At 73.2% G+C, this 24,527-nt stretch carries 18 protein-coding genes; 4 read left to right on the forward strand and 14 right to left on the reverse strand.

What is annotated here, in order from left to right; translation table 11 throughout:
• Positions 1–17 precede the first annotated feature (17 nt).
• The 3 genes from AB0J76_RS09375 to AB0J76_RS09385 are packed head-to-tail and all read right to left on the reverse strand — an operon-like array spanning position 18 to position 3,138.
• A complete protein-coding gene (locus AB0J76_RS09375; RefSeq protein ID WP_352323099.1) occupies positions 18–1,337 on the reverse strand; it encodes an FAD-binding oxidoreductase in 1,320 nt (439 codons plus the stop codon).
• Entirely contained in the window at positions 1,334–2,221 is an 888-nt protein-coding gene (locus tag AB0J76_RS09380; protein ID WP_352323100.1) for a decaprenyl-phosphate phosphoribosyltransferase, read from the reverse strand. The genes AB0J76_RS09375 and AB0J76_RS09380 overlap by 4 nt, the downstream gene beginning before the upstream one ends.
• Positions 2,218–3,138, reverse strand: coding sequence for a DUF3068 domain-containing protein (locus AB0J76_RS09385; RefSeq protein WP_352323101.1), 921 nt, complete (start codon positions 3,136–3,138; stop codon positions 2,218–2,220). Before AB0J76_RS09385 ends, AB0J76_RS09380 begins: the two co-directional genes overlap by 4 nt.
• A gap of 120 nt (positions 3,139–3,258) precedes the next feature.
• On the opposite strand from AB0J76_RS09385, the gene AB0J76_RS09390 reads away from it, so the two are divergent.
• A complete protein-coding gene (locus AB0J76_RS09390; RefSeq protein ID WP_352323102.1) occupies positions 3,259–4,506 on the forward strand; it encodes an acyltransferase in 1,248 nt (415 codons plus the stop codon).
• Here AB0J76_RS09390 and AB0J76_RS09395 read toward each other — a convergent pair.
• Positions 4,449–6,272 carry a hypothetical protein gene (locus tag AB0J76_RS09395; RefSeq protein ID WP_352323103.1) on the reverse strand — a complete coding sequence of 608 codons (1,824 nt, stop codon included), beginning with the start codon at positions 6,270–6,272 and terminating at the stop codon, positions 4,449–4,451. The genes AB0J76_RS09390 and AB0J76_RS09395 overlap by 58 nt on opposite strands.
• Here AB0J76_RS09395 and AB0J76_RS09400 point away from each other — a divergent pair.
• On the forward strand, positions 6,271–7,044 hold the full coding sequence (locus AB0J76_RS09400; RefSeq protein WP_352323104.1) for a methyltransferase domain-containing protein: 774 nt from the start codon (positions 6,271–6,273) through the stop codon (positions 7,042–7,044). The genes AB0J76_RS09395 and AB0J76_RS09400 overlap by 2 nt on opposite strands.
• Here AB0J76_RS09400 and AB0J76_RS09405 read toward each other — a convergent pair.
• The 8 genes from AB0J76_RS09405 to AB0J76_RS09440 all read right to left on the reverse strand — a co-directional run bounded on the left by AB0J76_RS09405 (position 6,985) and on the right by AB0J76_RS09440 (position 20,108).
• The gene (locus tag AB0J76_RS09405; RefSeq protein ID WP_352323105.1) at positions 6,985–7,962 is read right to left on the reverse strand and encodes a DUF3068 domain-containing protein; all 978 of its coding nucleotides are present in this window, start codon (positions 7,960–7,962) and stop codon (positions 6,985–6,987) included. The two genes, AB0J76_RS09400 and AB0J76_RS09405, sit on opposite strands and share 60 nt — an antisense overlap.
• Complete coding sequence (locus AB0J76_RS09410) at positions 7,959–9,797, reverse strand: hypothetical protein (protein WP_352323106.1); 1,839 nt, start codon at positions 9,795–9,797, stop codon at positions 7,959–7,961. The genes AB0J76_RS09405 and AB0J76_RS09410 overlap by 4 nt, the downstream gene beginning before the upstream one ends.
• A complete protein-coding gene (locus AB0J76_RS09415) occupies positions 9,794–13,933 on the reverse strand; it encodes an alpha-(1->3)-arabinofuranosyltransferase family protein (RefSeq protein WP_364389216.1) in 4,140 nt (1,379 codons plus the stop codon). The genes AB0J76_RS09410 and AB0J76_RS09415 overlap by 4 nt, the downstream gene beginning before the upstream one ends.
• On the reverse strand, positions 13,930–15,153 hold the full coding sequence (locus tag AB0J76_RS09420) for a glycosyltransferase family 4 protein (protein WP_352321740.1): 1,224 nt from the start codon (positions 15,151–15,153) through the stop codon (positions 13,930–13,932). The genes AB0J76_RS09415 and AB0J76_RS09420 overlap by 4 nt, the downstream gene beginning before the upstream one ends.
• Positions 15,154–15,235: 82 nt before the next feature.
• On the reverse strand, positions 15,236–15,367 hold the full coding sequence (locus AB0J76_RS09425; protein ID WP_260477562.1) for a hypothetical protein: 132 nt from the start codon (positions 15,365–15,367) through the stop codon (positions 15,236–15,238).
• 124 nt (positions 15,368–15,491) lie between these two features.
• On the reverse strand, positions 15,492–17,000 hold the full coding sequence (locus tag AB0J76_RS09430; protein ID WP_352321738.1) for a hypothetical protein: 1,509 nt from the start codon (positions 16,998–17,000) through the stop codon (positions 15,492–15,494).
• A gap of 77 nt (positions 17,001–17,077) precedes the next feature.
• Positions 17,078–19,255 (reverse strand): acyl-CoA dehydrogenase, encoded by a 2,178-nt coding sequence (locus tag AB0J76_RS09435; protein ID WP_352321737.1) that lies wholly within the window; start codon positions 19,253–19,255, stop codon positions 17,078–17,080.
• Between the two features lie 70 nt (positions 19,256–19,325).
• Complete coding sequence (locus tag AB0J76_RS09440) at positions 19,326–20,108, reverse strand: hypothetical protein (RefSeq protein ID WP_352321735.1); 783 nt, start codon at positions 20,106–20,108, stop codon at positions 19,326–19,328.
• A 716-nt stretch (positions 20,109–20,824) separates the two neighbouring features.
• Between AB0J76_RS09440 and AB0J76_RS09445 the strand changes: the two genes are divergently transcribed.
• A complete protein-coding gene (locus tag AB0J76_RS09445) occupies positions 20,825–22,255 on the forward strand; it encodes an AMP-binding protein (protein ID WP_352321733.1) in 1,431 nt (476 codons plus the stop codon).
• A 19-nt stretch (positions 22,256–22,274) separates the two neighbouring features.
• Positions 22,275–23,363 (forward strand): trypsin-like peptidase domain-containing protein, encoded by a 1,089-nt coding sequence (locus tag AB0J76_RS09450; RefSeq protein ID WP_352321731.1) that lies wholly within the window; start codon positions 22,275–22,277, stop codon positions 23,361–23,363.
• A gap of 40 nt (positions 23,364–23,403) precedes the next feature.
• Here AB0J76_RS09450 and AB0J76_RS09455 read toward each other — a convergent pair whose 3' ends face one another.
• Together AB0J76_RS09455 and AB0J76_RS09460 are read right to left on the reverse strand one after the other, a co-directional pair.
• Positions 23,404–23,943 (reverse strand): OmpA family protein, encoded by a 540-nt coding sequence (locus tag AB0J76_RS09455; RefSeq protein ID WP_352321729.1) that lies wholly within the window; start codon positions 23,941–23,943, stop codon positions 23,404–23,406.
• Positions 23,927–24,493, reverse strand: a complete 567-nt coding sequence (locus AB0J76_RS09460) for a lipoprotein (RefSeq protein ID WP_352321728.1) — start codon at positions 24,491–24,493, stop codon at positions 23,927–23,929. The genes AB0J76_RS09455 and AB0J76_RS09460 overlap by 17 nt, the downstream gene beginning before the upstream one ends.
• Positions 24,494–24,527 lie beyond the last annotated feature (34 nt).

Genomic DNA, 24,527 nt, shown 5'->3' on the forward strand with positions numbered 1-24,527 from the left:
CGCGTCAGAAGTGGTGGTCACAGTCGTAGTCTCCTGGACAGGTCCGAGCGGAACAGGCCCTCCGGGTCGGCCTCGTCCCTGATGCTCCGCCATCGTTCCAGTTCGGGGTACATCGCCGCCATCATGTCGGCGCGCAGCCGGGCGTCCTTGGCGAGGTACACCCGTCCCCCGGCCTGCGCGACGCGCTCGTCGAAGCCGCGCAGGAGCCCGCTCAGGCCGCGCTGACCGGCCGGGATGTCCAGGGCCAGGGTCCAGCCGGGCACGGGGAAGGACAGGAACCCGCCCGAACCGGGACCGAACCGCTTGAGCACCGTCAGGAACGACACCGTCCCGTGGGCCGACAACGACCCGACGACGTCGCGCAACGTCTCCTCCGCGCCGAACGGCACCACGAACTGGTACTGCACGAAGCCGCGCGAGCCGTACATGCGGTTCCAGCCCTCGACGAAGTCGAGCGGGTGGAAGAACGGCGCGATGCCCTGCGTGACCGTCGCGCTCCGCGGCGCCCTGCGGTACCAGAGCTCGTTGAAGGCGCGCACGCTGAGCCCGTTGAGCAGCCCGTCCGGCACCCACGGCGGCGCGTGCAGCCGGGCGCGCGGCGCGAAGACCGGCGGCGGCTTCTCCGCGTCGCGGGGCGCGTGGTCGCCCCTGGTCAGGACGCTGCGGCCCATCCGGCGGCCGCGGGCGAGCAGGTCGATCCAGGCCACCGTGTAGCGGTAGCGGTCGTCGGTGCGGGCCATGACGTCGAGCGTCTCGTCCAGGTCGGCGGTGCGCCGTACGTCCACCCGCATCAGGGACGACTCGACCGGCACGCAGCCGAACGTCGCCTCGGCCACCACCCCGGTCAGGCCCATGCCGCCGACGGTCGCCCGGAAGAGCGGGTCGCCGGGGCGCAGCACCCTGGCGGCGCCGTCGGCGGTCACCAGGGTGAGGGAGCGCACGTGCGCGCCGAAGGAGGAGTCGCGGTGGTGGTTCTTGCCGTGCACGTCGGCCGCGACGGCCCCGCCGACCGTGACGTGCCTGGTCCCGGGGCTCACGGGCACGAACCAGCCGCGGGGCACCAGCGCCGTCATCACCTCGTGCAGGCTGACCCCGCCCGCCGCGGTCACTTCGCCGGTGCGCTCGTCGAGGCTCCAGGCGTCCAGGCCGGTGCAGTCGAGGACGAGGCCGCCGGCGTTCTGGGCGGCGTCGCCGTACGAGCGGCCGAGCCCGCGGGCGACGACACCGCGGGCCGGCGCGGCCGCGACCAGGTCGCGCAGCTCGTCCAGGGAACGGGGGCGGCGCAGCACGGCGGGGGTGGGCGAGGTGCGGCCCCAGCCGGTGAGGAACGTGCTCACGCGTAGATCCCGAGCCCCACCAGGACGACCAGCGCGGCGGCGAAGACGAGGGTGGGCCGGTCGCGGATCACCAGCTCCTCGGGCTCCTCGCCGCCGCCCCGCTCGACCAGCAGGTTGTGCCGGAGCACGAGGAGCAGGAACGGGACGATGCTCAGCCCGTAGAACACGTTCTCGTGCGCGTTCAGCGCCCACAGGCAGTACGTGACGATCATCGCCCCGGACGCCATGATCCGCACGTGCGTGAGGTACGCGGCCGGGTAGGCGGCCAGCGTGGCCCGCGTCCCCGACACGCCCCGCGACCGCAGCTCGGCCTCGCGCTTGCCGGCCACGAGCTGCAGCGCGGCCAGCGAGACGACCACGAGGAACCAGCCGGTCACCGGCACCCCGACGGCGACGGCCCCGGCGTAGGCCCTGATCACGTGGCAGCCGGCGACCGCGATGAGGTCCACGACCTCCTGGTGCTTGAGCCAGGTCGTGTAGGCCAGGGTCAGGGCGACGTACCCGGCGACGACCGCGGGCGCCTGCCAGCCGCCGGCGAGCGCGGCGACCGCGGGCCCGGAAACCAGCAGGACGACGCCCGCCACCCGGGCCGTGCGCACCGACACCGCGCCGGAGGCGACGGCCCGGCGGCGCTTGCGCGGGTGCAGCCGGTCGGCCTCCACGTCGGAGGCGTCGTTCAGCAGGTAGGAGCCGCTGGCGGCCAGGCAGAAGGCGGCCAGGACGAGCAGCGCCGCGAGCAGGCGGCCCGGCTGACCGAGCACCCCGGCCGCCATGGGGGCGGCCAGGACGAGCAGGTTCTTCAGCCACTGACGCGGCCGGGCCGCCCTGACCAGCGCCAGCGCGGGCGCGGGCGACCAGGGCCGGGCGACCACGCCCTGGCTCATGCGGACCGGCGGCCGCGCAGGGCGAGCAGCAGGCCGCCCAGGAGCAGGACGACCCCGACCACGCCGAGCACGATCGGCAGCGTGGTCCTGATCAGGTTGATCTGACTCTTGCCCTCGGCGGCGCTGTCCACCAGGCCCTTGACCGTGTCGTCGGTCATCTTGGCGGTGGCCACGAACGCCTTGGAGCGCTCGATGCCGTCCTGGCTCTTGAGCACCTCGTTGCGCACCTGCTCCTGCTTGACGGGCGCGCCGGTGGTGGGCTCGATCCAGTAGGTGACGGTGCCGGAGTAGAACCGGTTCAACTGAACGTCGCCCGAGGTGCCCATGCCGAACCAGGCGGCGGGCGCGTTCAGCGTCTGCGTCCTGGTCTCGGGGACGGTCTGCTCGAACTTGTACGTGGGCAGCCCGTTGACCTGCTCCTCGCCGACGAACCTGGCGTCGAACGCCTTGCCCGCGCTGGCGTTGAAGACCTGGTAGGTCTTCTTCTCCACGTCGAACGGGAACTTGTAGATCTGGCCCTGGAGCTGCACCGGGGCCTTGTCGATGCTGGCGCCGCAGCAGTTGAGGCCGACGCCGGAGCGCTTGTCGAAGGCGCTGCGCCGCTCGCTGAAGTTGATGCCCGGCTTGCTGTTGGTGACGTCGTTGACGGCGGTGAACTCGTCCCAGACGACGCGGTCGTCGTTGGCTTCCTTAACATCGCCGCGGGTGGTCACGATGATGTCGAGGTCGGCGGTGAGCACCTTGCCGTCCGGGATGCTGAAGTACTGGGCGCCCGTCGCGTGCAGTTTGCTGATGCTGTACTGGTCGCCCTTGGCGGCCATGAAGGCGGGCGCGACCTGGAGGCGCACCAGGGGAGCCAGAACGATGAGGAATGCCCCGACGGCGATGAGGACGCTGCCAACGACGACCCGGTTCATGGACCCTCCATGTGCGCAGGTGCACTGACGCCTGTTTGGGTGGTTAAGTACTGAAACGAACTACCTACTCGCCGGTATGTTATTGCGACGAGTGACCGACGTCACCAGGGATGCGGAAACGTGACCGAAACAGGTTCTACTTCGGGCGGGGTGCCGGTGGTCTCAGGACACCAGACCTCGCTCGACGGCGTGCGCGCCGTGGCCGCCTTCGCCGTCCTGCTGTTCCACGTGTCCATGGAGGCGGGGACGGCGCTGGACCCGGGGTTCCTGGGCGGCGTGCTGTCCAGGGGCGAGATCGGCGTGCCGATCTTCTTCACGCTCTCCGGCCTGCTGCTGTACCGGCCGTGGGCGGCCCAGGTCCTGCTCGGCGACCGGGCCCCGGACACCCGCCGCTACCTGTGGAAACGCTTCTTCCGGATCATGCCGGCGTACTGGCTGGTGGTCGCCGTGGCGCTGCTGCTGTGGGGCGACGCGCACCGCGCGGACCCCTGGACGTGGGCGCAGATGTTGTTCCTCGTGCACACCTACGACATCACCCCCTGGTGGTACGGCCTCGGCCCCAAGGGGCTCGGCCAGATGTGGAGCCTCGCGGTCGAGCTCACCTTCTACCTCACGCTCCCGCTGATGGCGGCGGTGCTGCGCAGGTTCGCCCTGCGCGGCGACCCCGACCTGCGGACCAGGGGACGGCGGCTGCTCATCGGCCTGGCCGTCTTCGGCGCGCTGTCCTACGTGTACACGGTCTTCGAGTACTTCCCCGACTACCGGCCCTGGATGAACGTGTGGCTGCCGCGCTCCTGGACGTTCTTCGTGCCCGGCATGGCGCTGGCCGTGCTGACCGTCTGGGCCAGGGCCGAGGACGGCCGCGCCCGGCGGCTGAGCGCCGCGCTGGCCTCCTCGTGGGGCACGTTGTGGGTCATCGCGGGCCTGGCCTACCTCATCGCCGCCACGCCGCTCACCGGGCCGCGCGCGGTCGGTCTGGGCAGCATCTGGACCGCGTTCACCGAGCAGGGCCTCTACACGCTCGTCGCCTTCTGCCTGGTCGCCCCCGCCGCGCTGGCGGCCGGACGGCCCACCCGGGTGCACGAGCTGCTCGGCGGCCGGGTGATGAGCTACCTGGGCCAGATCTCCTACGGCGTCTTCCTGTGGCAGTTCGTCATCCTCTACCTCTGGTACGACTTCACCGGCCAGCGGCCGTGGACCGGCAACCTCCTGGTCAACCTGGTCGCCGTCACCGCCATCACGGTCACCATGGCCGGGCTCACCCACCGCTACGTGGAGGAGCCCGCCAGGCGGCTGATCCGCCTGGTGCCTCAGCGCGCCGCCGGGCCCGGCTCGCCGAAGGCCACCGCCCTGAGGCAGAACGCCTGACCCTGCGCCCCGGCCGCGGTGATCCGCATGCCCTTGCCCGGCCCGTCGTGCGGCACGTAGAACAGCGCGCCCATGGCGCCGGTCGCGGGCAGCGTGGCCGCCCGCTGGGCCTCGCCGACCTCCACCACGACCTGCACGGGCCGCGGGCTGACGTACGACATGGCCACCACCACGCCGGGCCCGCCGAAGGACTCGACGGGGAACTCCTTGCCCGCCGGGAAGCACTTGCGCCCCTTGACCGCGTCGAAGAACGGCACCACCCGCCCCACCAGGACGAGCTTGCCCGTGTCGTCCAGCACGTACGGCTCCGACGAGGGCCGCGGGTCGCGCATGCGCTCCCTGGTCGCGTCGTCGGCCAGCGGCGCCAGCACGTACGAGGTCATCCGGCGCTCCCCGTTCCACGGCAGGACGATCTCCGGCGGCACCGGACGGGCGTAGATGTCGGCCTCCCCCGCCGCCGCGGCCAGCGAGGCCTTCGCGTTCTCCAGGTACGTCCTGACCCGGTCGCCGGTGAGCGTGTCGCCGAAGGTGTTGATCGAGATCAGCGACACGACGAGGAAGACGGCGGTCAGCACGCCGCCGACGGCCGGCATGCTCGCCGGCACCGGCCGGCGCAGGACGTCGGGCTCGTCCTCCACCGGCATGACGGCCAGCGCCAGGCAGAGGGCGAAGAGCACGGCGGCGTCGGCGACGTACCGGGTCTCGGCCCCGATCAGGTCCCAGGCGGTGGCCCGCGCGATCACGGTGGGCACCGCGTCGGCGACCACCACGTAGACCGCCAGGATCGCCCACGCCCGCCAGGCCCGCCTGCGGTACACGCAGGTGACCACGACCAGCGCGGCGAGCACCGCCCACGCCACGGCCACGGTCACCGGGGCCGGGTCGGCCAGCCCGCCGGTCGAGGTGACGCCGCCCCAGCGCAGCGGGCCGCCGACGGCCCCCGTCGGGAAGGTCTCGCCCAGCAGCCTGCGCAGCAGCCCCGGGACCACCTCGGCCTTCGGGCCGGTCAGCGCGTCGGCCCCGGCGGTGTCGCGGCGCAGCCAGTAGAGCAGCGCGTACCCGGCCAGCAGCAGGCCGTGCGCCCACCAGACCGGCCTGCGCAGCTCGGCGAGCAGGGCGCGGGCCCACAGGCCCCGGCCGAGGTAGGCACTGCTGACGCCGAGCACCACGAACGGGATGAACACCCCCTTGGTGGAGAAGGCCATCCCGACGGCGGTCCAGGCCAGGGCCCGCCAGCGGCCCTGGCCCTCGCGTACGTACCTGACGTGCGCGGCCAGCGCCGCGATCAGCGCGAGCTGCAGCGGCACGGCGTTGAGCGCCGCCGACCACCAGCTCATGGCGGGCACGGTGAGCGGCGCGAACGCGTAGACGGTCAGCGCGGCGAGCACCGCCGCCCGGTCGCCGAACAGCCGCCGCAGCAGCACCAGGAACATGACCGAGGCGGCCCCCTGGATCGCCACGGTCACGAACGACACCAGCGCCCAACTGTACGGCGCGAGCGACGTGAGCAGCCACACCAGGCCGAGCGCGCCCGGCATGAGGTGCCCCTTGTGCACCCTCATCAGGTACTCCCAGGTCGGCCCGCTGTCGCCGGCCCCGGCCACGAAGAGGAAGTCGTCCTCGACGAAGTAGGCCTTGCTGAGCAGGCTCGCCCGGAACACCAGCGAGATCAGCACGATCAGCAGGCCCACGCCGATGACCGGCCCGGTGCGCACCGCCGGGATGGTGATCTGGAAGGGCTCGGCTCGCTTGACGTCTTCAGCCATGGACGTATCCCTCCACTGCAGTAAGCTCCGCGCCGTGGACACCGAACCGTTCCGAGCGGATCTCGGCAGATCCGTCCGGTTGCTGCGCGCCTTCCGTCTGGAGCAGAGCGACCCCGACTTCTTCTACGGCACCCTGGCCAGGGACACGGTGGCCCAGCTCGCCACCTACACCGACCTGGCCGGCGCGACCGTGGCCGACATCGGCGGCGGCCCCGGCTACTTCGCCGACGCCCTGCGCGCGGTCGGCGCGCGGCCGCTGTGCGTCGACTGCGACGCCGGTGAGATGCGCCTGCGCGACGGCGTGCCGCCCCGCGACGCCGTGCTCGGCAGCGCGCTCGACCTGCCGCTGGCCACCGGCTCGGTGGACGTGTGCTTCTCCTCCAACGTGCTGGAGCACGTGCCCGACCCGCTGCGGATGGCCGACGAGATGGTCCGGGTGACCCGGCCGGGCGGCGTGGTCTACCTGTCGTACACGATCTGGTTCTCGCCCTGGGGCGGCCACGAGACCTCCCCCTGGCACTACCTCGGCGGCCACTACGCCGCCCGCCGCTACGCCCGCACCCACGGCAAGCCGCCCAAGAACGTCTTCGGCGAGAGCATGTACGCCATCGGCGTGGCCAAGCCGCTGGCCTGGGCGCGCAGGAGGCGCGACGTGGAGGTCCTCGACGCGATCCCCCGCTACCATCCACGCTGGGCCAGGCACGTCGTCCACCTACCTGGCATCCGCGAGCTGGTCACCTGGAACCTGCTCCTCGTCCTGCGCCGCAGGTGAGCGCCGCCGCGACAACCACAGGGCGGCCGCCACGCAGCCCGCGCCGAGCAGGCCGCCGCCGATCGGCGCCACCGTGCCGAGCAGCAGGATCCAGCGCTTGTAGGCGGCCGCCGTCGCCAGGGCCGCGGCGACGTCCGGCTCGGCGGTGCGGAAGTCGGCGTCGAGTGCGGTCAGGCGGCCCCGGCCGTCCGCGGTGACCAGCGTCTCGGTCACCTCCTCCAGCGTCCTGACGGGCAGGCCGCTGACCGGTTCGACCCAGTACGTGCGCCGGATCTCGGCGTAGCGGCCGAGGCCGACGTCGCCCTTGCCGGGCAGGCCGAGCAGGCGGCCCGGCAGCGGCGGCGTCTCGCCGGGCACCAGCTGGCGCGGCGTGCGCTGGACGTAGCGGTAGGTCTCGACGCCGCGCACCCGCTCGACCCCGTCGAAGACGGCCGTGACCGGGCGGCGCAGGCGCAGGTCGAACAGCGGGTAGTCGCGGCGCTCGGCATTGAACGGCCAGCGGAAGGCCTGCCCGGTCTGCCGGACGGAGACGTCCTCGTCCAGGTACTCGCCGCAGCAGTTCACGATCTCGCCGGTACGCCGGTCGAAGGCCAGGCGGCGCTCGTGGTAGTCCAGGCGGTGGCCGTCGCGAGTGGCCAGGGAGACCGACTCGCCCCACACCGCGCGGTCGTCGTCGCCGGCCAGCACGTCGCCGATCAGCCACCGGGTCTGGACCAGGTCGCCGGTCGTCTGCCGCATGGTCGCCGGGTCCACGTACGTGGCCGACTCGGCGGTCGCCCTGGTCATGCTCTGCTGTTCCAGGGGGGCCTTGAGCACCCGGTCGTAGACGTACAGGCGGCTCAGCGGGATGAGCGTCAGCAGGAAGGCCCCCACGGCGGCCAGCACCAGCGCGAGACTCCTTCGGCTCGGTGCGGTCACGGCCGGGGCACCGCCTGTCCCGGCGTCACGTCGCCCAGGCACAGGCCGGGCGGCACGTCGTGCACGACGATCCGGTCCGCGTCCGGCACGGCCAGCACGAACACCCGGCCGAAGCCGGCGCGCAGCTTCATGTCGGTGGCCCGGTCGCCCATCCACAGGGTGACCGTCGTGTCGGACCGGGCCGCGTACCCCAGCCTGACCAGGGTGCCCTCGACGCGGGTGACGCGGTTGTCCAGCGGCACCTGGACGGTCCCGCCGGTCACCGGCCAGCACCGGTCGCGGGTGGTGGGCACGAGCGGGATGCCCTGCACGTCCACCGGCCGCAGCCGGCCCTGGTCGTCGAAGACCAGGCCGTCGAGCGCGGCGGGCGGCGCCTGCATCCTGGCCCTGAGCGCGGGCGTGGCCAGCGCGCCCAGCACCCGCGAGGTCAGGCTGTAGGTCCGGTACGAGTTCGGCAGCACCTCCGTCGGCACCAGCCGGTCGTAGATCACGCTGTCGGGGGCCGCCCTGGCCAGCTCGGCGCGGGCGGTCTCGATGTAGTCGTGCCGCCGCTCGGCCCCCAGGTACCCGGCGAACAGCGTCACCGTGACCAGCGACGCGCCCGCGAACAGTCCGAGCGTCGCACCGGCCGCCCCGGTCACCCGCTCCCGCGCCGGCAGCGCCCTGCGGTACGGCTCCGCCTCGCCGCGCAGCGGCAGCAGCACCAGGCCCACGACCAGCGCGAGCAGCGGGACGGCGTCGGCGACGTACCGGGTGTCGGTGCCGACGAACGAGCCGAGCAGGTGCACGCGTCCCCACAACACCGGCAGCGCGTCCGCGACGAGCAGGTAGCCCAGCAGCGTGGCCCAGGCCAGGACGGCCCGCCTGCGGTACCGGCTGGTGACCGCCACCAGCGCGGCCAGGACGACCAGGGAGGCGATCACCAGCGGCAGCGGCGGCGAGGCCACCCCCCAGTCGCCGCCCGCGAACCACCGCCACGGCCCGCCGAGCACGGTGGTGGCGAACGTCTTGCCCAGCAGCTCCCACAGGAAGCCCAGGGCCTGGTCGAAGATCGGCAGCGCCCCGGTGTTCGGCGCCGACAAGGACCGCTGGACGTAGAGCGCGCCGAAGGCCACCAGCACGGTGGCGTACATGGCCCAGGCGGCCAGGTATCGGCGCAGCGCGGCGCGCAGGCCGCCGTGGTAGATCGCGGTGAGGGCGAACAGCAGCAGCGGCAGCGCGAACCCCTTGACGAAGCCCAGCAGCCCGACCAGCACCCACAGCGCCGCGGCCACGGCGTGCCGCAGCCGGCCCGTCCGCAGGTGGTGCCAGTGCGAGGCGACCGCCATGGGCAGCGCGACCTGGAGGAACACGGTGTTGAGCCCGGCCGCCCACCAGGCCAGGGCGGGCACGGTGACCGGCGCGAGCAGGAAGACCAGCAGCGGCACGAGCGTCGCCGGCCGCCTGCCGAACATCACCCGCAGCATGCGCAGCACGCCCAGCGCGGCCAGGGCGTGCAGCGCCAGCACCGTGCCGGCCGCCCACCCCCAGTCGAACGGGTGCAGCCGGGAGACCAGCCAGGCCACCAGGAAGCCGCCCGGCATGAACTGGCCGAAGTGGATCCGGGTCAGGTAGTCGAAGGACAGGTCGCTCTCCATCGCCCTGGCCACGAACTCGTAGTCGTCCTCCTTGAAGTACGCCTCCTGGACGACGGCCGCCTTGCCCGCCACCGCGGCGGCGACGAGCAGGAGCCCGGCCAGCAGGACGCCGTGGCGGCGGACCCAGCGGGCGGCACGCGCCACCGGGCCGGGCACCGTGATCACCGTCCCCGGACGTGGCTTGATCGTGTCGGTCACGGAACACTCGTCATGGTCGGGCCGCCGGCGGCGACGGTGATCGGTACGGTGGTCTGCCGGGCCGGCGCGCGCCTGGCCGCCACCTCGACGAGGAGCTGCCCGAGCAGCGGCAGGCAGAGCAGCTGCGCCCACAGGCCGCCCGCGCCGAACGCCACCGCGACCGTGGCGGCCAGGTAGAGCGCCAGCCCGCCGGGCGGCCCGAGCAGCAGGGTCCAGCGCCGCCGCCCGCGCAGATGCTCGGCCTCCCGCAGCGGACGCGACCAGGCGCCCAGCACGAACGCCACCCCGGCCACGCCCGCCCCCGCCGGCCCGCCGACCCAGTAGCCCAGCGCCACGGCGAACACCGCGACGTGCCGGACCCGTGGCCGGGCGGCCAGGACGGGCGCCAGATGGCGTCCCGGCCGGCCCCTGCCCACCAGGGCCAGCCCGGCGACGAGCAGCGCCAGCGCCCCGCCCGCGGCCAGCCCGGCCCGGTACGGCTCGTCCGGCTCGTAGGTGAGCGTCACCGTCCCGGCCGTGAACGCGGGCAGGAACCAGGCCTGCCGCCAGCCGTCGAGCCGGACCGGCTTGAGCGCCGCGGCCCCCAGCGTGGCCTTCCAGCCGGCGTTGAAGTTCTCGTTGACCACCAGGTAGGCGTCGTCCTGGACGTTCACCTCGACGACCCGCTCGCCGGCCGCCCACGTGGTGACCGGCGTGCGCCGCATGACGGTGGGCCCGGCCGCGGGGCTGCCCGGCTCGTGCCGCACGACCGCCGACTCGACCCGGTACGACTCCCCCGGCCGCACCGACAGCCGGGTCGGACCGGCCACGAGCTGCAGCCGCTCGCAGGTCTCGAAGGTCACCGGCCGGCCGGTGACCACGTCGTGCAGGGTGCCGCCGGTGACGGCGGTGTGCACCTCGTTGCCGTCGATGGTGAGCGTCGGCCCGAAGCCGCACGGCAGCGTGAGCTTGAAGCCGGTCAGCGCGCCGAGCGGCCGCACGCCGGGGAAGGCCACGTCGCTGATCTCGATCGGCCGGCCGCCGGACGCCCCGAACTCCAGCGCCACCTTCCTGGCCTTCATCTCCGGGAAGCGGACGAGCCCGTCTGTGCCGACCCAGCTCTGCCGGACGCCGCCCTCGGCGCGGATCGTCACCCGGACGGGAGGGGCGCCGAGGTAGGAGTCGGGCGTGATGACGCGGATCTGCGACAGCTTCGTCTCGCGGGCCAGCTCGACGTTCAGCGTGGGTTTGGGGTCGAGCGGGTCGGCGAACCAGGCCGTCCTCGGGTCGCCGTCGAAGGCCCAGCGGCCGCCCGCCGCGCCGCTGTCCACCGCGGTGGAGGAGGCGCGCACGCTCAGGGAGTCGCCGGGCAGCGTGCTGAGGCGTTCGATCGTCGCGCGGTCGGTGACCGTGGCGCGGCCCGAGATGCCGTACGCGCCGTCCTTGCCGGTGACGAAGGAGCGGTCGAAGCCGTTGCCGTCGTCGCCCAGCACCTCGTGGCCCTTGGCGCAGCTCCAGGCGGCCGAGCCCCGGACGCAGCCGGGCACGTCGCCGGTCCTGGCGACCGAGATCGTGGCCGGCTCGCCGGTGTCCTCGCGCGGGTCGGGCACGACGATCGAGCGTCCTGGCCGGACGCCGGGGATGTCCAGCTCGGTGATGCCGACCCGGCCGCCGAGGCGGTTCGCCGGCTCGTACGCGGTGGCGACGACCTTCACCCGCAGCCGCTCGACCGGGCCCTTCGGCACGGCCAGCTCCTGCGGGTCGGCGGTCGCGCGCACCTTCTGACGCAGCGCGCCGGCGCCGGTCTCCACGACGACCTCGCTGGGCGGCGGCCCGATCGGCGAGTTCTCGAACGCCACCTGGATCGTGGGGATCGTCAGCGGCTCGGCGAAGGTCACCTCCAGCCACTCGCCGACGGCGCCGTTCCAGCCGGTGGAGCGCCAGCTCGTGCGCCGGTCGCCGTCCAGGGCGGCGAAGGGCTGGTGGCCGGGCTCGCGGCTGTTCGCCGCGGCGCCGACGTCGGCCTCGGAGCTGGAGGCGGTGACGCCCGCGACGCCGGTGAGGCCGGCCGTGGAGACGTACCGCGCCCAGCCGGGGTCGAGCAGGTCGTTGGAGGGCGAGCTGCCGCGCAGGGGCTCGTCCGCGGTGAGCGTGGCGCTGGCGTTGCGGCGCAGGTCGGCGAAGGCGACCTCCCTGCGGCGCAGCGTGTCGGTCAGGATCGTGTCGTGCGCGGGCACCTTGACCACGCCCGCGTCGTCGTTCAGCAGGACGGGCCGGTCGTCGTCCAGGAGGCCCTGCTCGGCCAGGGAGAGCACGGACTCCGGCGCGCCGCCGACGCGCAGCGGGCGGGTGGCGTCCACGGTGCCGACCAGCGGCGCGGCGCCGGCCACGCGGTAGATCTCGACGGCCGGGTAGGGCTGGTCCAGCCAGGCGGCGGCCCGGCCGTACTGGGCGATGCCGACGCCCGGCCCCATCCGGGCCACGAGCGAGACGCCGGGCGAGTCCTCCAGCGCCTGGTGCACCCGGACCGGCCAGGCCGTGCCGATCGTCGCCCGGTCCAGGTCGTTCCGGACGACCAGGTACGACACCCCCATCCGGCGCAGCGTGGCGGCCAGCCCCGGCGAGCCCTTGCCGGTGGCCAGGCGGTCGTCCACGGCGGCCATGAGCCGCGAGATGCCGGCCGAGCCCCACGGCACGATCGTGTGCGTGGCCCAGCGGGCCTGCGAGAGCGCCTGCAGCGGCTCGTCGAGGGGGCGGCCCCACAGGTACTCGCCGCGTTTGGCGCCCGGCACGGCCAGCACCATGCCGTCGCCGGCGTTGCGGTTGAGCCAGGTGATGGCCTGCCGCCAGTAGTCGGGGATGGCGGTGAAGCCGCCGGCGGGGGCGAGGCCGGCGTACAGGATGGGCAGGCCCGACAGGGTCACGAGGCCGGCGGCCAGCACGGTCAGGGGCGTGCGCAGGCGCGGCCGGGCCAGTGAGAGCAGCCCGGCCAGGCCGAGCGCGACGGGCAGCCGGATCAGCGCGTCGAACTTGTGCAGGTTGCGGAAGGCGGCGAGCGGGCCGTCGAGCAGCCCGACCATGAACTGCTCGTGGGGCGTGCCGGGATGGCCGGTGGTGATGATCGCGACCCCGCACAGCAGGCTGATCAGCAGGAACGGCCGCTCGGGCAGCCGGCGCAGGGTGAGCCCCGCCAGGCCGAGCGCGGCCACGGCGGCGGTGACCACGATCAGCCACGGGACGGTGGACTGCTGGTGGGCGTCGGGCAGCCAGGTCTGGCCGTCCACGGTCAGGAAGCTGAGCCAGCTCGACGTGCCGCGCAGCGCGTTGACCAGCGACGTCACGCCGGTCGTCGCGGTGGCGGTCTCGATGTAGGGCAGGAAGGAGAAGATGTAGCCGCCGAGGGTGAGCAGCGGGACGGCCCACCACAGCGAGGCCAGCAGCACCAGCGGCAGCCACCAGGCGATCAGGCGGCGCTTGACCGGCCCGCCGCGCCTGGTCAGCAGGTACGCCGTCGGCACCACGAGCACGGCCGCCTCGGCCACCGCGTTGACGCCGCCGCAGAACAGGAAGGCGAACGCCGACAGCGCGGCCGACCGGCGCGGCGTCAGCTCGCCCTTGGCCCCCTTGACCAGCGGGAGCAGGATCCACGGCAGCACGGCGCTGGGCAGGAACTCCGAGGAGTTGATGCCGATCAGCGCCTGGGCGTGCGGCGCGAGCGCGTACACGAAGCCGGCCAGGACGCGGGTGTGCGGGCCGCCGACGCCGAACGCGCGGGCGAGCTGGACCACGCCGAGGAAGGCGACGCACAGCACGAGCGACATCCACAGCCGCTGGACGGCCCACGACTCCATGCCCAGCTTGAGGAAGATCGCGTAGAACGGGCCCATCGGGAACAGGTAGCCGTACGCCTGGTTCTGCAGGTGACCGAAGTAGGCGCCGTCCCACAGGTGCAGCGCCCGGCCGAGGAAGCCCAGCGGGTTGACCGCCATGTCGAGCTTCGTCTCGGGGATGATCTTCTCGGTCGAGGTGTTGAACGCGATGGCGCCGAGCAGCAGACAGGACGCGAGCAGCCGCAGCCTGTGCCTGATCCGGGCCTCGTAGCTCTCGACGGTGGAGTCCCCGCGTTCCCCCGGGGGTCCAGGCGAGGCTTGGGTCACTGAGGGGCTCCGCCGCAATCTTGGAGTTTCGCCAGGATAAGTCCGGTCATGTTAGCCCCAGTTCGGGCCCACGTAAATTCCCCGGCCCAGGCGCGGCAGGCCGCGGCCACCTCCGCCCGCCGCCGCGGGTCGGCCAGCTCCTTCAGCGCGCGGCCGGTCACCTCGGCCAGGCTCTCACCGTCCCGTACGAGCCAGCCGGTGACGCCGTCCCGCACGGAGTCGCGCAGCCCGGCCACGTCGTAGGCCACGGTCGGCACGCCGAGCGCGGCGGCCTCGATCACGGTCAGGCCCCAGCCCTCGAACTCCGAGGCCGTCACGTTCAGCCGGGCGGCGGCCAGCAGGGCGTTCTTGCGCGGCTCGGGCAGGAAGCCGTGCAGCTCGACCCGGCCGTCCAGGCCCCGGGCGGAGATCCGGGCGGCCAGGGCGTCGTGCTCGGGGCCGCGGCCCACGACGTGCACCCGCAGGCCCGGCCAGGCGTCGCCGAGCTCGGCGGCCAGGTCCACGACGCGCTCGATGCGCTTGTGGCCGATCAGGCGGCCGGCGTACACGAGGGCGGGCTCGCCCGCGGCGGCCGGCGGCTCGCTGCGCGCGGGCTCGGCGCAGCCGTTGGGCACGACGGTGACCGGCGCGAGCCATCGCAGCTTCGTGGCCAGGTCGCGCCTCGACGACTCCGAGACGGTGACCGTCAGGCAGCGCCGGTAGACCAGCCGGGCCACCTCGCCCTCCACGAAGCACCCGATGCGGGCCAGCCAGGCGGGCAGGAAGGCGTGGAACTGCCGGTCGTGGACGTGATGCACGAGGCTGATCACGGGCGTGCGGCGGCGGACGACGAGCGGGGAGAAGAACGGGATGCCGTTCATGGTGTCGATGACGACGTCCACGCGCCGCCGGTGGATCAGCAGCCAGAGCGGCACCAGCAGGTAGACGAGGTACGGGTTGCCCATCCTGCGCAGGTCGACGCCGTCGAGCACCTCGGCGCGGCGCTGCCCGCGCTGGCGGCCGGTGACGAACACGACCGAGGCCCCCTGCGTCAGCAGGAACCGGCTGACCTGCCAGGCGTACTCCTCGGCGCCGCCGGCCGTGGACTGGCAGGGTTCGCGGAAGTTGAGCATCGCCACGCGGACGCCCGCGAGTGGCCGCTCCTCCGCCGTCGCGTCGCTGGTCCGCGGCTCGATCAGCCGTGCCGTGTCCGCCTTGCGCTCACCGGTAAAGACCACCATCACTCCTCGTCGGCGGGCATGCGGGCATGGCGGAGCCACACTCCGTGCTCGCTGTGTATGGCCCCGCGTCAAGCGGGATGGATCACCTGGTGCCGTAGTTGTAGAGCGGCTGGTTGGGCGGGGTGAGCGACGGTGAGGCCACGTTGACCACCGCGACGGAGGCTCCGACCGCCAGCAGGGCTCCTATCGCCAGGGCCACGAGAAGTCGCAACACGAAGCTCTCCCTTCCTTCCGGTGACGCGGTGTGCCGAGACTAGAACGTGTTTCGTCTTGAATCCATAACATTGGTCAAACCGTGATAAAGCAAGTTACTCTCCGGTACATCATGAAACAGCCGGTCAACGCCGCAGCAAGCGCAGCTCTTCGCCGTCGAAGACCGTTCTCCAGCCGGGCGGCGCCGACGGGAACCCGTTCTCGCCCGCGGCCATGAGGAGATACCGGGCGGGCAGCTCGCCGTAGGCGCCGGCGGCCAGCAGGTCGCCGGTGAGGCGGTTCAGCGGGTCCTCGCCGCGCACCCGCAGCCGTCCGCCGCCGGGCAGGCCGACGAGCAACGTGTCGTCCCAGAGCACCCGGCGCCGGAACAGCTTGGTCGCCGGGTCGAGCACGACCCGGCCGCCGTTCCAGGCGAAGGCCCGGTGGGCGCCCCACGGCAGCGACACCAGCGGGCCCGGCGCGGGGTCGCCGTCCACGATCCGCTGGACCGCCGTCCATTCCGCCGGGTACGTCACCGCCGCCAGCCGGCCGAACGCGCCCAGCGCGAACGTCGGCAGGGCCAGCACCGGGGCCAGCACCCCGACCAGCGCGAGCGCGCCCGACCGCAGGACCGAGGCCAGGCCGACGGCCGTCAGCAGGGCCAGCGGAGCCAGGTACACCTGGCCGTCGCGCAGCGGCCCGAACCCCGGCCACAGGGCGACGAGCCACTTGAGCGCCTCGCGCCCCGGCTGGAACGCGCCCAGCCCGGCGACGCAGAACCCGGCGGCCGCCGCCACCGCCAGGCCGCCCCACCAGGCGGGCCGCTCGGGGGCCGCGCGCAGGCGGGCGTAGCCGTACAGGCCGGCGAGGACCAGGAGGAGCCGGGCGGTCGCCGTCCACCACGCCTCCTGGCCCGGCAGCCCGGCCTCGGCGTTCCAGATGCCGCCGAGCGAGAGCAGGCTGCCCAGCACGCCGAAGGGCCCGTCGGCGCGGGCCGCGAACGCGTCCACGCCCGCCGGGTCGGTCACCGCGCCCGAGCCGAGCGCGGGCACCGCCCACGGCAGGCTGTAGGCGACCAGCACCCCGGCGGCGACCGGCGCCCTGCGCCGGGCGACGGCGATCGGCATCAGGGTGAGCCAGGACACCAGCATCGCCTGGAACCCGCCCACCGCCGCGGGCAGCAACGCCACCGCCAGCCGCCCGGACCGGGCGACCCCTCCGGGGATCTCCCGCGTGAGCGCGCGGATCGCCCACGGCAGCCCGGCCACGCCCAGGAGCAGGGCCCACTGGCCGAGCATGAGCCGCTGGGCGAGGTAGATGTTCCAGGCGTAGAACGCGGCGGCCACGAGCCGGGCGAGCCTGCGCTCCGGCGGCACCAGCGCCGCCGCCCCGGTCGCGGCCAGCACGAACACGGCGACCAGGGCCGCCTTCTGCACGATCTCCACGGGCAACGCCCTGGACAGCAGCGCCACGACCAGGTCGCTGGGCACCGCCCGGGGGAAGCCGCCGCGGTCGGGCCACAGGGGCGGATCGGGCACGAAGAGCAGGTCGTACCGGAGCACCAGCCCCCAGCCCAGCGCCGGGCCGAGCGCCAGCACCGCCAGCCCGAGCCCCAGCGCCGCCGGCCCCCAGCGGCCCGCACGGCCTTCGCGCACCGTGACACCGCCTCTCCCTCGTGCCAGGACCGGCGATCCGGGCACAAGGGAGATTAGCCGCCGACGCCTCACATGTGTTATTTGCCGGGCTCGGGGTCCCGGGGCAGGCCGAGCATGCGCTCGCCGATGATGTTGAGCTGCACCTCGGTGGTGCCGCCGTAGATGGTCATGGCCCTGGTCGCGAGCACCGCCCGGTTCCAGTAGCCGGCGTCGCCGAGCTTCATGTCGGCCGCCACCACGGCCTGCGCGCCGAGCAGGCCGACAGCCGTCTCGGAGACGTGCTGGGCGTGCGAGGTGGACAGCAGCTTCCGTACGGACGCGTCGGCGCCCGGCTCGTTCCCGGCAAGCTGCTTGAGCGTGACCCGCAGCGACAGCGCGTTGATCGAGTGCCCCTCGCACACGACCCGGGCCACCTCCTGCTCCTCGGCCGGCGTGAGCTCGCGCCCGAGCCGCCCGATCAGCCCCAGCAGGTCGGGCACGGACGCGCCGGTGCCGCCCGATCCGGACGACAGCGAGACGCGCTCGTTGGACAGCGTGTTGCGGGCCACCTTCCAGCCGTCGCCGACCTCGCCCACGACCAGGTCGTCCGGGACGAAGACGTCGTCGAGGAAGACCTCGTTGAACAGGTTCTCGCCGGTCATCTCGGTGAGCGGCCGGACCGTGACGCCGGGCGCCTTCATGTCCACCAGGAAGTACGTGATGCCCTCGTGCTTGGTGCCCTCGGAGGAGTTGCGGGCGATGCAGATGCCCCATTCGGCCACGTGCGCGACCGACGTCCAGATCTTCTGGCCGTTGAGCCGCCAGCCGCCCTCGACCTTCTCCGCCTTCATCTGCAGCGAGGCCAGGTCGGACCCGGCGCCCGGCTCGGAGAAGAGCTGGCACCAGATCATCTCGCCGCTGAGCGTCTTGGGCAGGAAACGTTCCTGCTGCTCGGGCGTGCCGTACACGGCGATGGACGGCACCACCCAGGCCCCGATGATCATCGCGGGCAGCCTGACCTTGGCGGCCTTGAGCTCCTGGGCGATGAGCACCTGCTCCAGCGGCTTGGCCGCGCGGCCCCACGGCCTGGGCAGGTGGGGCATGACGAACCCGCGGTCGGCCAGCGCCCGCTTCTGCTCCTGGCCCTCAAGACGGGCGATCTCGGCGATCTCCGCCCGAATGCCCTCGCGCAGCTCCTCGGCGCCCTCGGGCAGGTCGATCTCCATCTCGCGGCCGACGCCCTGCAGGGCCAGCGCGGTCACCGAGGCGGCCCACTCGGCCGACGAGCCGAGCAGGGCGCGCAGGGTGAGGGCGCGCCGGTAGTACAGGTGCACGTCGTGCTCGAAGGTGTAGCCGATGCCGCCGAACGTCTGGATCGCGTCCTTGGCGCACTGGACGGCCGCGTCGGGGGCCATCACCCCGGCGACGGCGGCGGCGTACTCCAGCTCACGGCCCTCGGCCCTGGTGGCGTCCCAGACGGTGGCGCGGGCCTGCTCAAGCGCGACGAGCATCCGGGAGATCTTGTGCTTGATGCCCTGGAACTGGCCGATCGGACGGCCGAACTGCTCGCGTACCTTGGCGTAGGCGGCGGCGGCCGTGACGCACCAGGACGCCAGCCCGGCGGCCTCGGCGCCGAGCAGGATCGCGGCCAGGTTGAGCACGTCGGGGCTCTCCACGCCGTCGAGCACGCGCTCGGCGGGCACGCGTGCCTCCGACAGCTCCACCTTGGCCACCGGCCGGGTCAGGTCGAGCGACCGGACCGGCGTGACGGTGACGGCCGAGGCGTCGACGGCGATCCACTCCTCGCCCTCGGACGTGGTCACCGGCAGCACCAGCACGTCGGCCAGCGAGCCGGCCAGCACCGGGTCGGCCGTGCCGGACACGACCAGCGAGCCGTCGTCGGCACGGGAGCCGGTGAGCGAGCCGGACAGCGCGACGGCGCCCGTCAGCGTGCCGTCGGCGAGGGCTTCGAGCAGGTCGTGCCGCTTGGAGGCGTGGATGACCGCGCTGGCCAGCACGGTCGGCACGTACGGGCCGGGGGCGAGCTTCTCGGCCAGCGCCTCGACGGCGACGGCCGCCTCCAGCAGCCCGTAGCCCGACCCGCCGGACTCCTCGGGCAGGTGCAGGCCGAGCAGCCCCTGCTCGGCCAGGCCCGGCCAGAAGGGCGGACGTTCGTCCGACCCGGATCGCAGCAGCTCCGAGGGGATGTTCCGCTCGGCCCAGCCGCTCACCGAGTCGCGGAGCGCCTCGTGCTCCTCGCTCAATCCGATCGCCATTGCTCATCCTCCAGCCAGGTCAAAGTCAGTACCCGATGCCCAGAACCATATTCTAGAGCATGCTTCTGGCCTAGAGGGGACGTACCTGCTGGAGGAGTGTGTTCAAATCAGCCCATCGCGCCTTGTTCTTCTCGGGAATCGACGCCAGCAGCAGCGCCGGCTTGGTCTTGCCCACCTCGACGACCGTCACCACGGCCTGGGCGGTCTCCGTCTTGCCGCCCGAGACGTAGGTGACCTTGTACCCCAGCGACCAGCCCTTGCCGACCGGCACCTTCGCGGACCCGGTCCAGGAGGTCAGCTCGGCGCCCGCCGGATACTGCGTACGCAGCGCCCAGCGGGCCGCGCGGACGGCCATCTCGCGGTAGTCGGCATCCTTGGAGGGCTTCTTCGCCGGGGCGTCGCCGGGGAACATGGCCGAGGCGATCACGGTGTACGGCGCCGCCACCTTGCCGATGCGCTGGGCGACGGTGAACGGCGCGAACGACTTGGCGTCCCAGGGCGCGGCCAGGCGCGGGTAGCTGATGCCGCTCGTCTTGTCGGAGATGATCCCGCTCACCACGGACGCCTTGCCCGGGAACGTGGGGAACGCCTTGCTCGCCGGCACCGAGGGGAGCGCGACCGGCGTCTCGCTGGGGGTCGGGGAGGCGGTCGGGGTGGCGGTCGCGGCCGGCACGGGGGCGACGGAGACCGTCGTCCCGGCGGGGTCGCCGCTCGTGGGCACGTCGCCGGAGAACACGACGAAGATCAGCAGCACCGCCGTGACGGTGACGAGGATGGCGCCCATCAGGTAGATCGCGCGGATGGGGATGTCCCCGATGCCACGCTTGTGCGGCTTGGTAACAACCGGCGTCACAGGACCGGCGAAGCCCGGCTGAGGCTGAGGCTGGGCCTGGGCCTGGGGCCGGGCCTGGGGCTGGGCCTGATGGGGCTGAGGTTGAGGCGACCCGGGCGCTCCCGGTGGCCACACCTGCACGGGTTGATGCTGCGGCGCCCTCCCCTGCCCTGGCCGCTGCCCCGGCCCCTGCGCGTGAACCTGCCCCGCCCCCTGCACGAGCCCTGGCCCCGGCCCCTGCGCATGCCCCTGCGGCCCTTGCGCGAGTCCTTGCCCCGCCCCTTGTCCAGCCCCGCGGGCGACGCGCTGCCCCGGCCCCTGCGGGCCGCCGCCTTGGAACTGCGCGTTCCCGCCCGGCGGATGCGGCGGGCGTCCCTGTGGGCCGGACGGAGGCTGCGGGCGCACCTGCGGGCCCGACGGCGGCCCAGGGTAGGGACGCGGTTGCGGGCCGGATGGCGGTTGCGGGCCGGACGGCGGCTGCGGGCCGGACGACGGTTGCGGAGTCGGCCCCGCCGGCTGGGACGCCCCCGGGCGCGGCGGGCGCGGGATCTTGACCGTCTGCTCGGCGGGCGGCACGGCTTGCTCGGCGGGCGGCACGACGACCTTGCGAAAAGGTTGGGTGTCCTGTGCTGAGCTCTCGTCGCCGACGTCCGCCATGGCCTTGAGGTTACGTCACCGAAGAGCAGGATAATTCCTCTATTCCCCCAGCAGAATCAAATTCTGTATGGTCTGCGGACATGAGGGGTTTCTACGAGATCGCAGCCGCCGACCCGGACCGTCCCGCCCTGCTCGGCGACGCCGGCGCGACCTACGGCGAACTGCTCGCCCGCGCCAACAGAGCCTCCCACGGCCTGGTCGCGCGCGGCGTCCGGCCGGGCGGCGCCGTGGTGACCGTGCTGAAGAACGGGCTCGACGCCCTCACCATGATGCTGGCCACCTACCAGATCGGCGCCTACCTGGTGCCGGTCAACTGGCACTTCACGGCCGAGGAGATCGACTACATCGTCGCCGACTGCGGCGCCGACGTCGTCGTCTCCCCCGGCGCGCTGACGGTCGCCGACCTGATCGACGGCCGGCCGGACACCGCGCCCGAGCACCGCCGGGCCGGCTCGATGATGCTCTACACCTCCGGCACCACGGGCCGCCCCAAGGGCGTGCGCCGCCGGCTGCTCGACCTGACGCCCGAGGACCTCTACCCCATCCTGATGCGCAAGAGCTGGCGGCACTTCGGCCTGCCGTCCGAGGGGGTGCACCTGGTGTGCTCGCAGCTCTACCACTCGGCCCCCTACGGCCAGGCGATGATGGCGCTGCAGTTCGGCCACTCGATCGTGGCGCCGGAACGGTTCGACGCCGCCGAGGCGCTGGCGCTGATCGAGCGGCACCGGGTGACGAACGCGTTCATGGTGCCCACGATGTTCCACCGGCTGCTCGCCGTGCCGGACCGGGAGACCTACGACCTGTCCTCCCTCACCCACCTCTACCACGGCGCCGCCCCCTGCCCACCCGCCACCAAGCAGGCGATGATCGACTGGCTCGGTCCCGTCCTGTGGGAGTACTACGGCTCGACGGAGGCGGCGGTGGCGACGATGGTGTCGTCCCAGGAGTGGCTGGACAGGCCGGGCACGGTCGGCAGGGCCCTGGACGGGATGGCCTTCACGATCATCCGCGACGACGGCCAGGAGGCGGCCCCCGGCGAGCCCGGGACGGTCTACATCGGCGGCATCAACCGCTTCGAGTACCACGGCGACCCAGACAAGACCGCCTCGGCCATGCGCGGCGCCGCCTACACCCCGGGCGACATCGGCTACCTCGACGCCGACGGCTACCTGTTCCTGCTGGACCGCAGGACCGACCTGATCATCTCGGGCGGCGTCAACATCTACCCCGCCGAGATCGAGGCCGCGCTGCTCGAACATCCGTCGGTGGCCGACGTCGCGGTGATCGGCGTGCCCGACCCCGAGTGGGGGCACAAGGTCGTGGCGCTGGTCCAGCCCGTGCCGGGCGTGACGGGCGGCGCGGACCTGACCGCGGAGCTGCTGCGGCACTGCGCGCCCCGGCTGGCCCGGCTGAAACACCCCCGGGTGATCGAATACCGCGAGTCGCTGCCGCGCACCCCGACCGGCAAACTCAGCAGAAGGGACGTCCGGGAGGCGTATCTTTCCAGCTGAGCTGGGCAGAGACCTCCCCATGAGGGAGATCGTCGCCGGACTGGCAGCCGTCGTACTGCTCACCGCCTGCGGGCGGTCCCCGTCCATCCCGGCGTCCACCTCGACGGCCGCCGCGAGCCCGGCCACGACCACGCCGGGCTCGCCCACCGCCTCCGCGGAGGCGCCGGGGAGCGCGCCGCAGTCGCTGGAGAGCGCATACGAGCGGGTCATCACGGACGTCCTGCCGTCGATCGTGCAGATCAACACCAAGGTGGGCCTCGGCTCCGGCATCGTCTACGACACGGCGGGTCACATCGTCACCAACGCCCACGTAGTCGGCGAGGCGACCGAGATGAACGTCACGATCGCCACCGGCGGCGCGCCCCGCCCGGCCAAGCTGGTCAAGGCGTTCGGCGCCGGCGACCTGGCGGTGATCAAGGTCGATCGGCCCGACGGGCTGCGCCCGGCCAAATTCGGCGACTCGGGCAAGCTGCGGGTGGGCCAGATCGTCCTGGCCATGGGCAACCCGCTGGGCCTGTCGGGCAGCGTCACGAACGGGATCGTCTCGGCGCTCGGACGTACCGTCAGCGAGCCCCAGAGCCCCGAGTCGCCGGGCGCCACCATCAGCGGCGCGATCCAGACCTCCGCCGCGATCAACCCCGGCAACAGCGGCGGCGCGCTGGTGAACCTGGCCGGCGAGGTCATCGGCATCCCGACCCTCGCCGCCACCGACCCTCAGCTCGGCGGCGGGGCCGCGCCCGGCATCGGGTTCGCGATCCCGAGCAACACGGCCACCGACATCGCGGCCCAGATCGTGAAGAACGGCAAGGTCACCAACAGCCACCGGGCCGCGCTCGGCATCCGCGGCAGCACGGTCATCGGCGCCACCGGGCAGCCGAGCGGTGTGGGCGTGGCGAGCGTGGAGAAGGGCGGCGGCGCGGAGAAGGCCGGGATCCGGGCCGGTGACGTGATCCTGTCGATCAACGGCAAGAAGACCACGACCATGGCCGCGCTGTCGGAGGAGATCACCGCCTACAAGCCCGGCGACCAGGTCAAGGTGGAGATCCTGCGGCCTGACGGCGACACCCAGACCGTCACGGTGACCCTCGGCGAGCTCAAGGCCGAGTGACGCCCCGACCGGGCCGCCCTGTCACCGCCGAAGCGATCCCTCACTGCCGGGCCGTGAAGACGATCTCCACGCGCCGGTTCTTCGCCCGGTTCCGTTCCACCGGCTTGCCCTCGACCAGGTTGGGCAGCTTGGGCCGCCTCTCGCCGTATCCGGCGGCCCGGAGGGTCACGTTCCCGCCGCCCAGCAAAGGGCCCAGGGCCGCGCGCACGGCCTGCGCCCGCCGCCGCGACAACGCCAGGTTGTACGCGTCGCTCCCCTGGTCGTCGGTGTGCCCCTCGATCCTGACGACGCCGCTCGCGCCCTCCGCCTCGACCTTCGCGGCCACGTCCGCCAGCCGTTCGCGGGCCTTGGGCGTGAGCCGCCACTTGTCCAGCGCGAACAGCACGTCGCTGGTCAGCGCGACCGTCACCGTGCGGCCCTGCCTGGTCTCGCTCTGCGCGCCGTCCATGGACTCGACCTCGCCGACGATGTCCTCGACCGGCAGCACCAGGTCCTCCACCGGGCCGGCGGCGTCGGCCGGGACCGGCGCGGGCGTGGGCGTCAGGACGAGGGCCAGCGCCAGGCTAAGAGAGCGGAACATCGGTCAGCACGCCCAGCATCGGCATCTCGACGTTGACCTTCGTGACCTCCGGCGGCGGGGCGGCGAAGACCGCGTACAACGTGCTGGACTCCCCCGCCTCCAGGAACTGGCCCTGGGTGCCGGAGCACACGCACGTGGCGTCGGCGGCGGTGCCGTTGCGGGCGACGCGGTAACGCTTGGCGTTCACCGGGTCGATCAGGGAGACGTTGGAGACCGTGTAGTCGAAGCCGCCGCCGCCCAGGCCGTTGTGCACGTTGACCTTGCCCTCGACGGCGGTGATCGTCCAGTTGAGGGTGACGGTCCTGCCCTGGCGCTTCAGTGCGGTGATCTCGACGCGGGCCCTGCCATACTGGTCGCCGGAGCCGACCTTGGCCTCGCGGGTGGCGACGACCACGTCCGCCTGCGGCGGCGCCGTCTGCGCAGGCGTCTGCTGCGGCGCGGGGGCGGTGGTGGTCGCCTCCTTGGCGGCGGCCCGCGGCTGCCCGCCGGACACCATGCCACACCCTGACAGGACGACGGCCGCCCCGATGAGCACAATCGTCTTTCGCATCTGCTGATCACCCTAATGCCGAGAAAAGGATCAA

Origin of the sequence: Nonomuraea sp. NPDC049624 (genome assembly GCF_040675255.1) — a bacterium.
GTDB lineage: Bacteria > Actinomycetota > Actinomycetes > Streptosporangiales > Streptosporangiaceae > Nonomuraea.

Bases quoted from the DNA above. Each gene is read 5' to 3' on its own strand.
- AB0J76_RS09380 (WP_352323100.1), bottom strand. From the start codon at position 2,221: ATGAGCCAGGGCGTGGTCGCCCGGCCCTGGTCGCCCGCGCCCGCGCTG.
- AB0J76_RS09385 (WP_352323101.1), bottom strand. From the start codon at position 3,138: ATGAACCGGGTCGTCGTTGGCAGCGTCCTCATCGCCGTCGGGGCATTC.
- AB0J76_RS09400 (WP_352323104.1), top strand. From the start codon at position 6,271: ATGGACGTATCCCTCCACTGCAGTAAGCTCCGCGCCGTGGACACCGAA.
- AB0J76_RS09395 (WP_352323103.1), bottom strand. From the start codon at position 6,272: ATGGCTGAAGACGTCAAGCGAGCCGAGCCCTTCCAGATCACCATCCCG.
- AB0J76_RS09420 (WP_352321740.1), bottom strand. From the start codon at position 15,153: ATGGTGGTCTTTACCGGTGAGCGCAAGGCGGACACGGCACGGCTGATC.
- AB0J76_RS09435 (WP_352321737.1), bottom strand. From the start codon at position 19,255: ATGGCGATCGGATTGAGCGAGGAGCACGAGGCGCTCCGCGACTCGGTG.
- AB0J76_RS09445 (WP_352321733.1), top strand. From the start codon at position 20,825: ATGAGGGGTTTCTACGAGATCGCAGCCGCCGACCCGGACCGTCCCGCC.
- AB0J76_RS09450 (WP_352321731.1), top strand. From the start codon at position 22,275: ATGAGGGAGATCGTCGCCGGACTGGCAGCCGTCGTACTGCTCACCGCC.
- AB0J76_RS09455 (WP_352321729.1), bottom strand. From the start codon at position 23,943: ATGTTCCGCTCTCTTAGCCTGGCGCTGGCCCTCGTCCTGACGCCCACG.
- AB0J76_RS09460 (WP_352321728.1), bottom strand. From the start codon at position 24,493: ATGCGAAAGACGATTGTGCTCATCGGGGCGGCCGTCGTCCTGTCAGGG.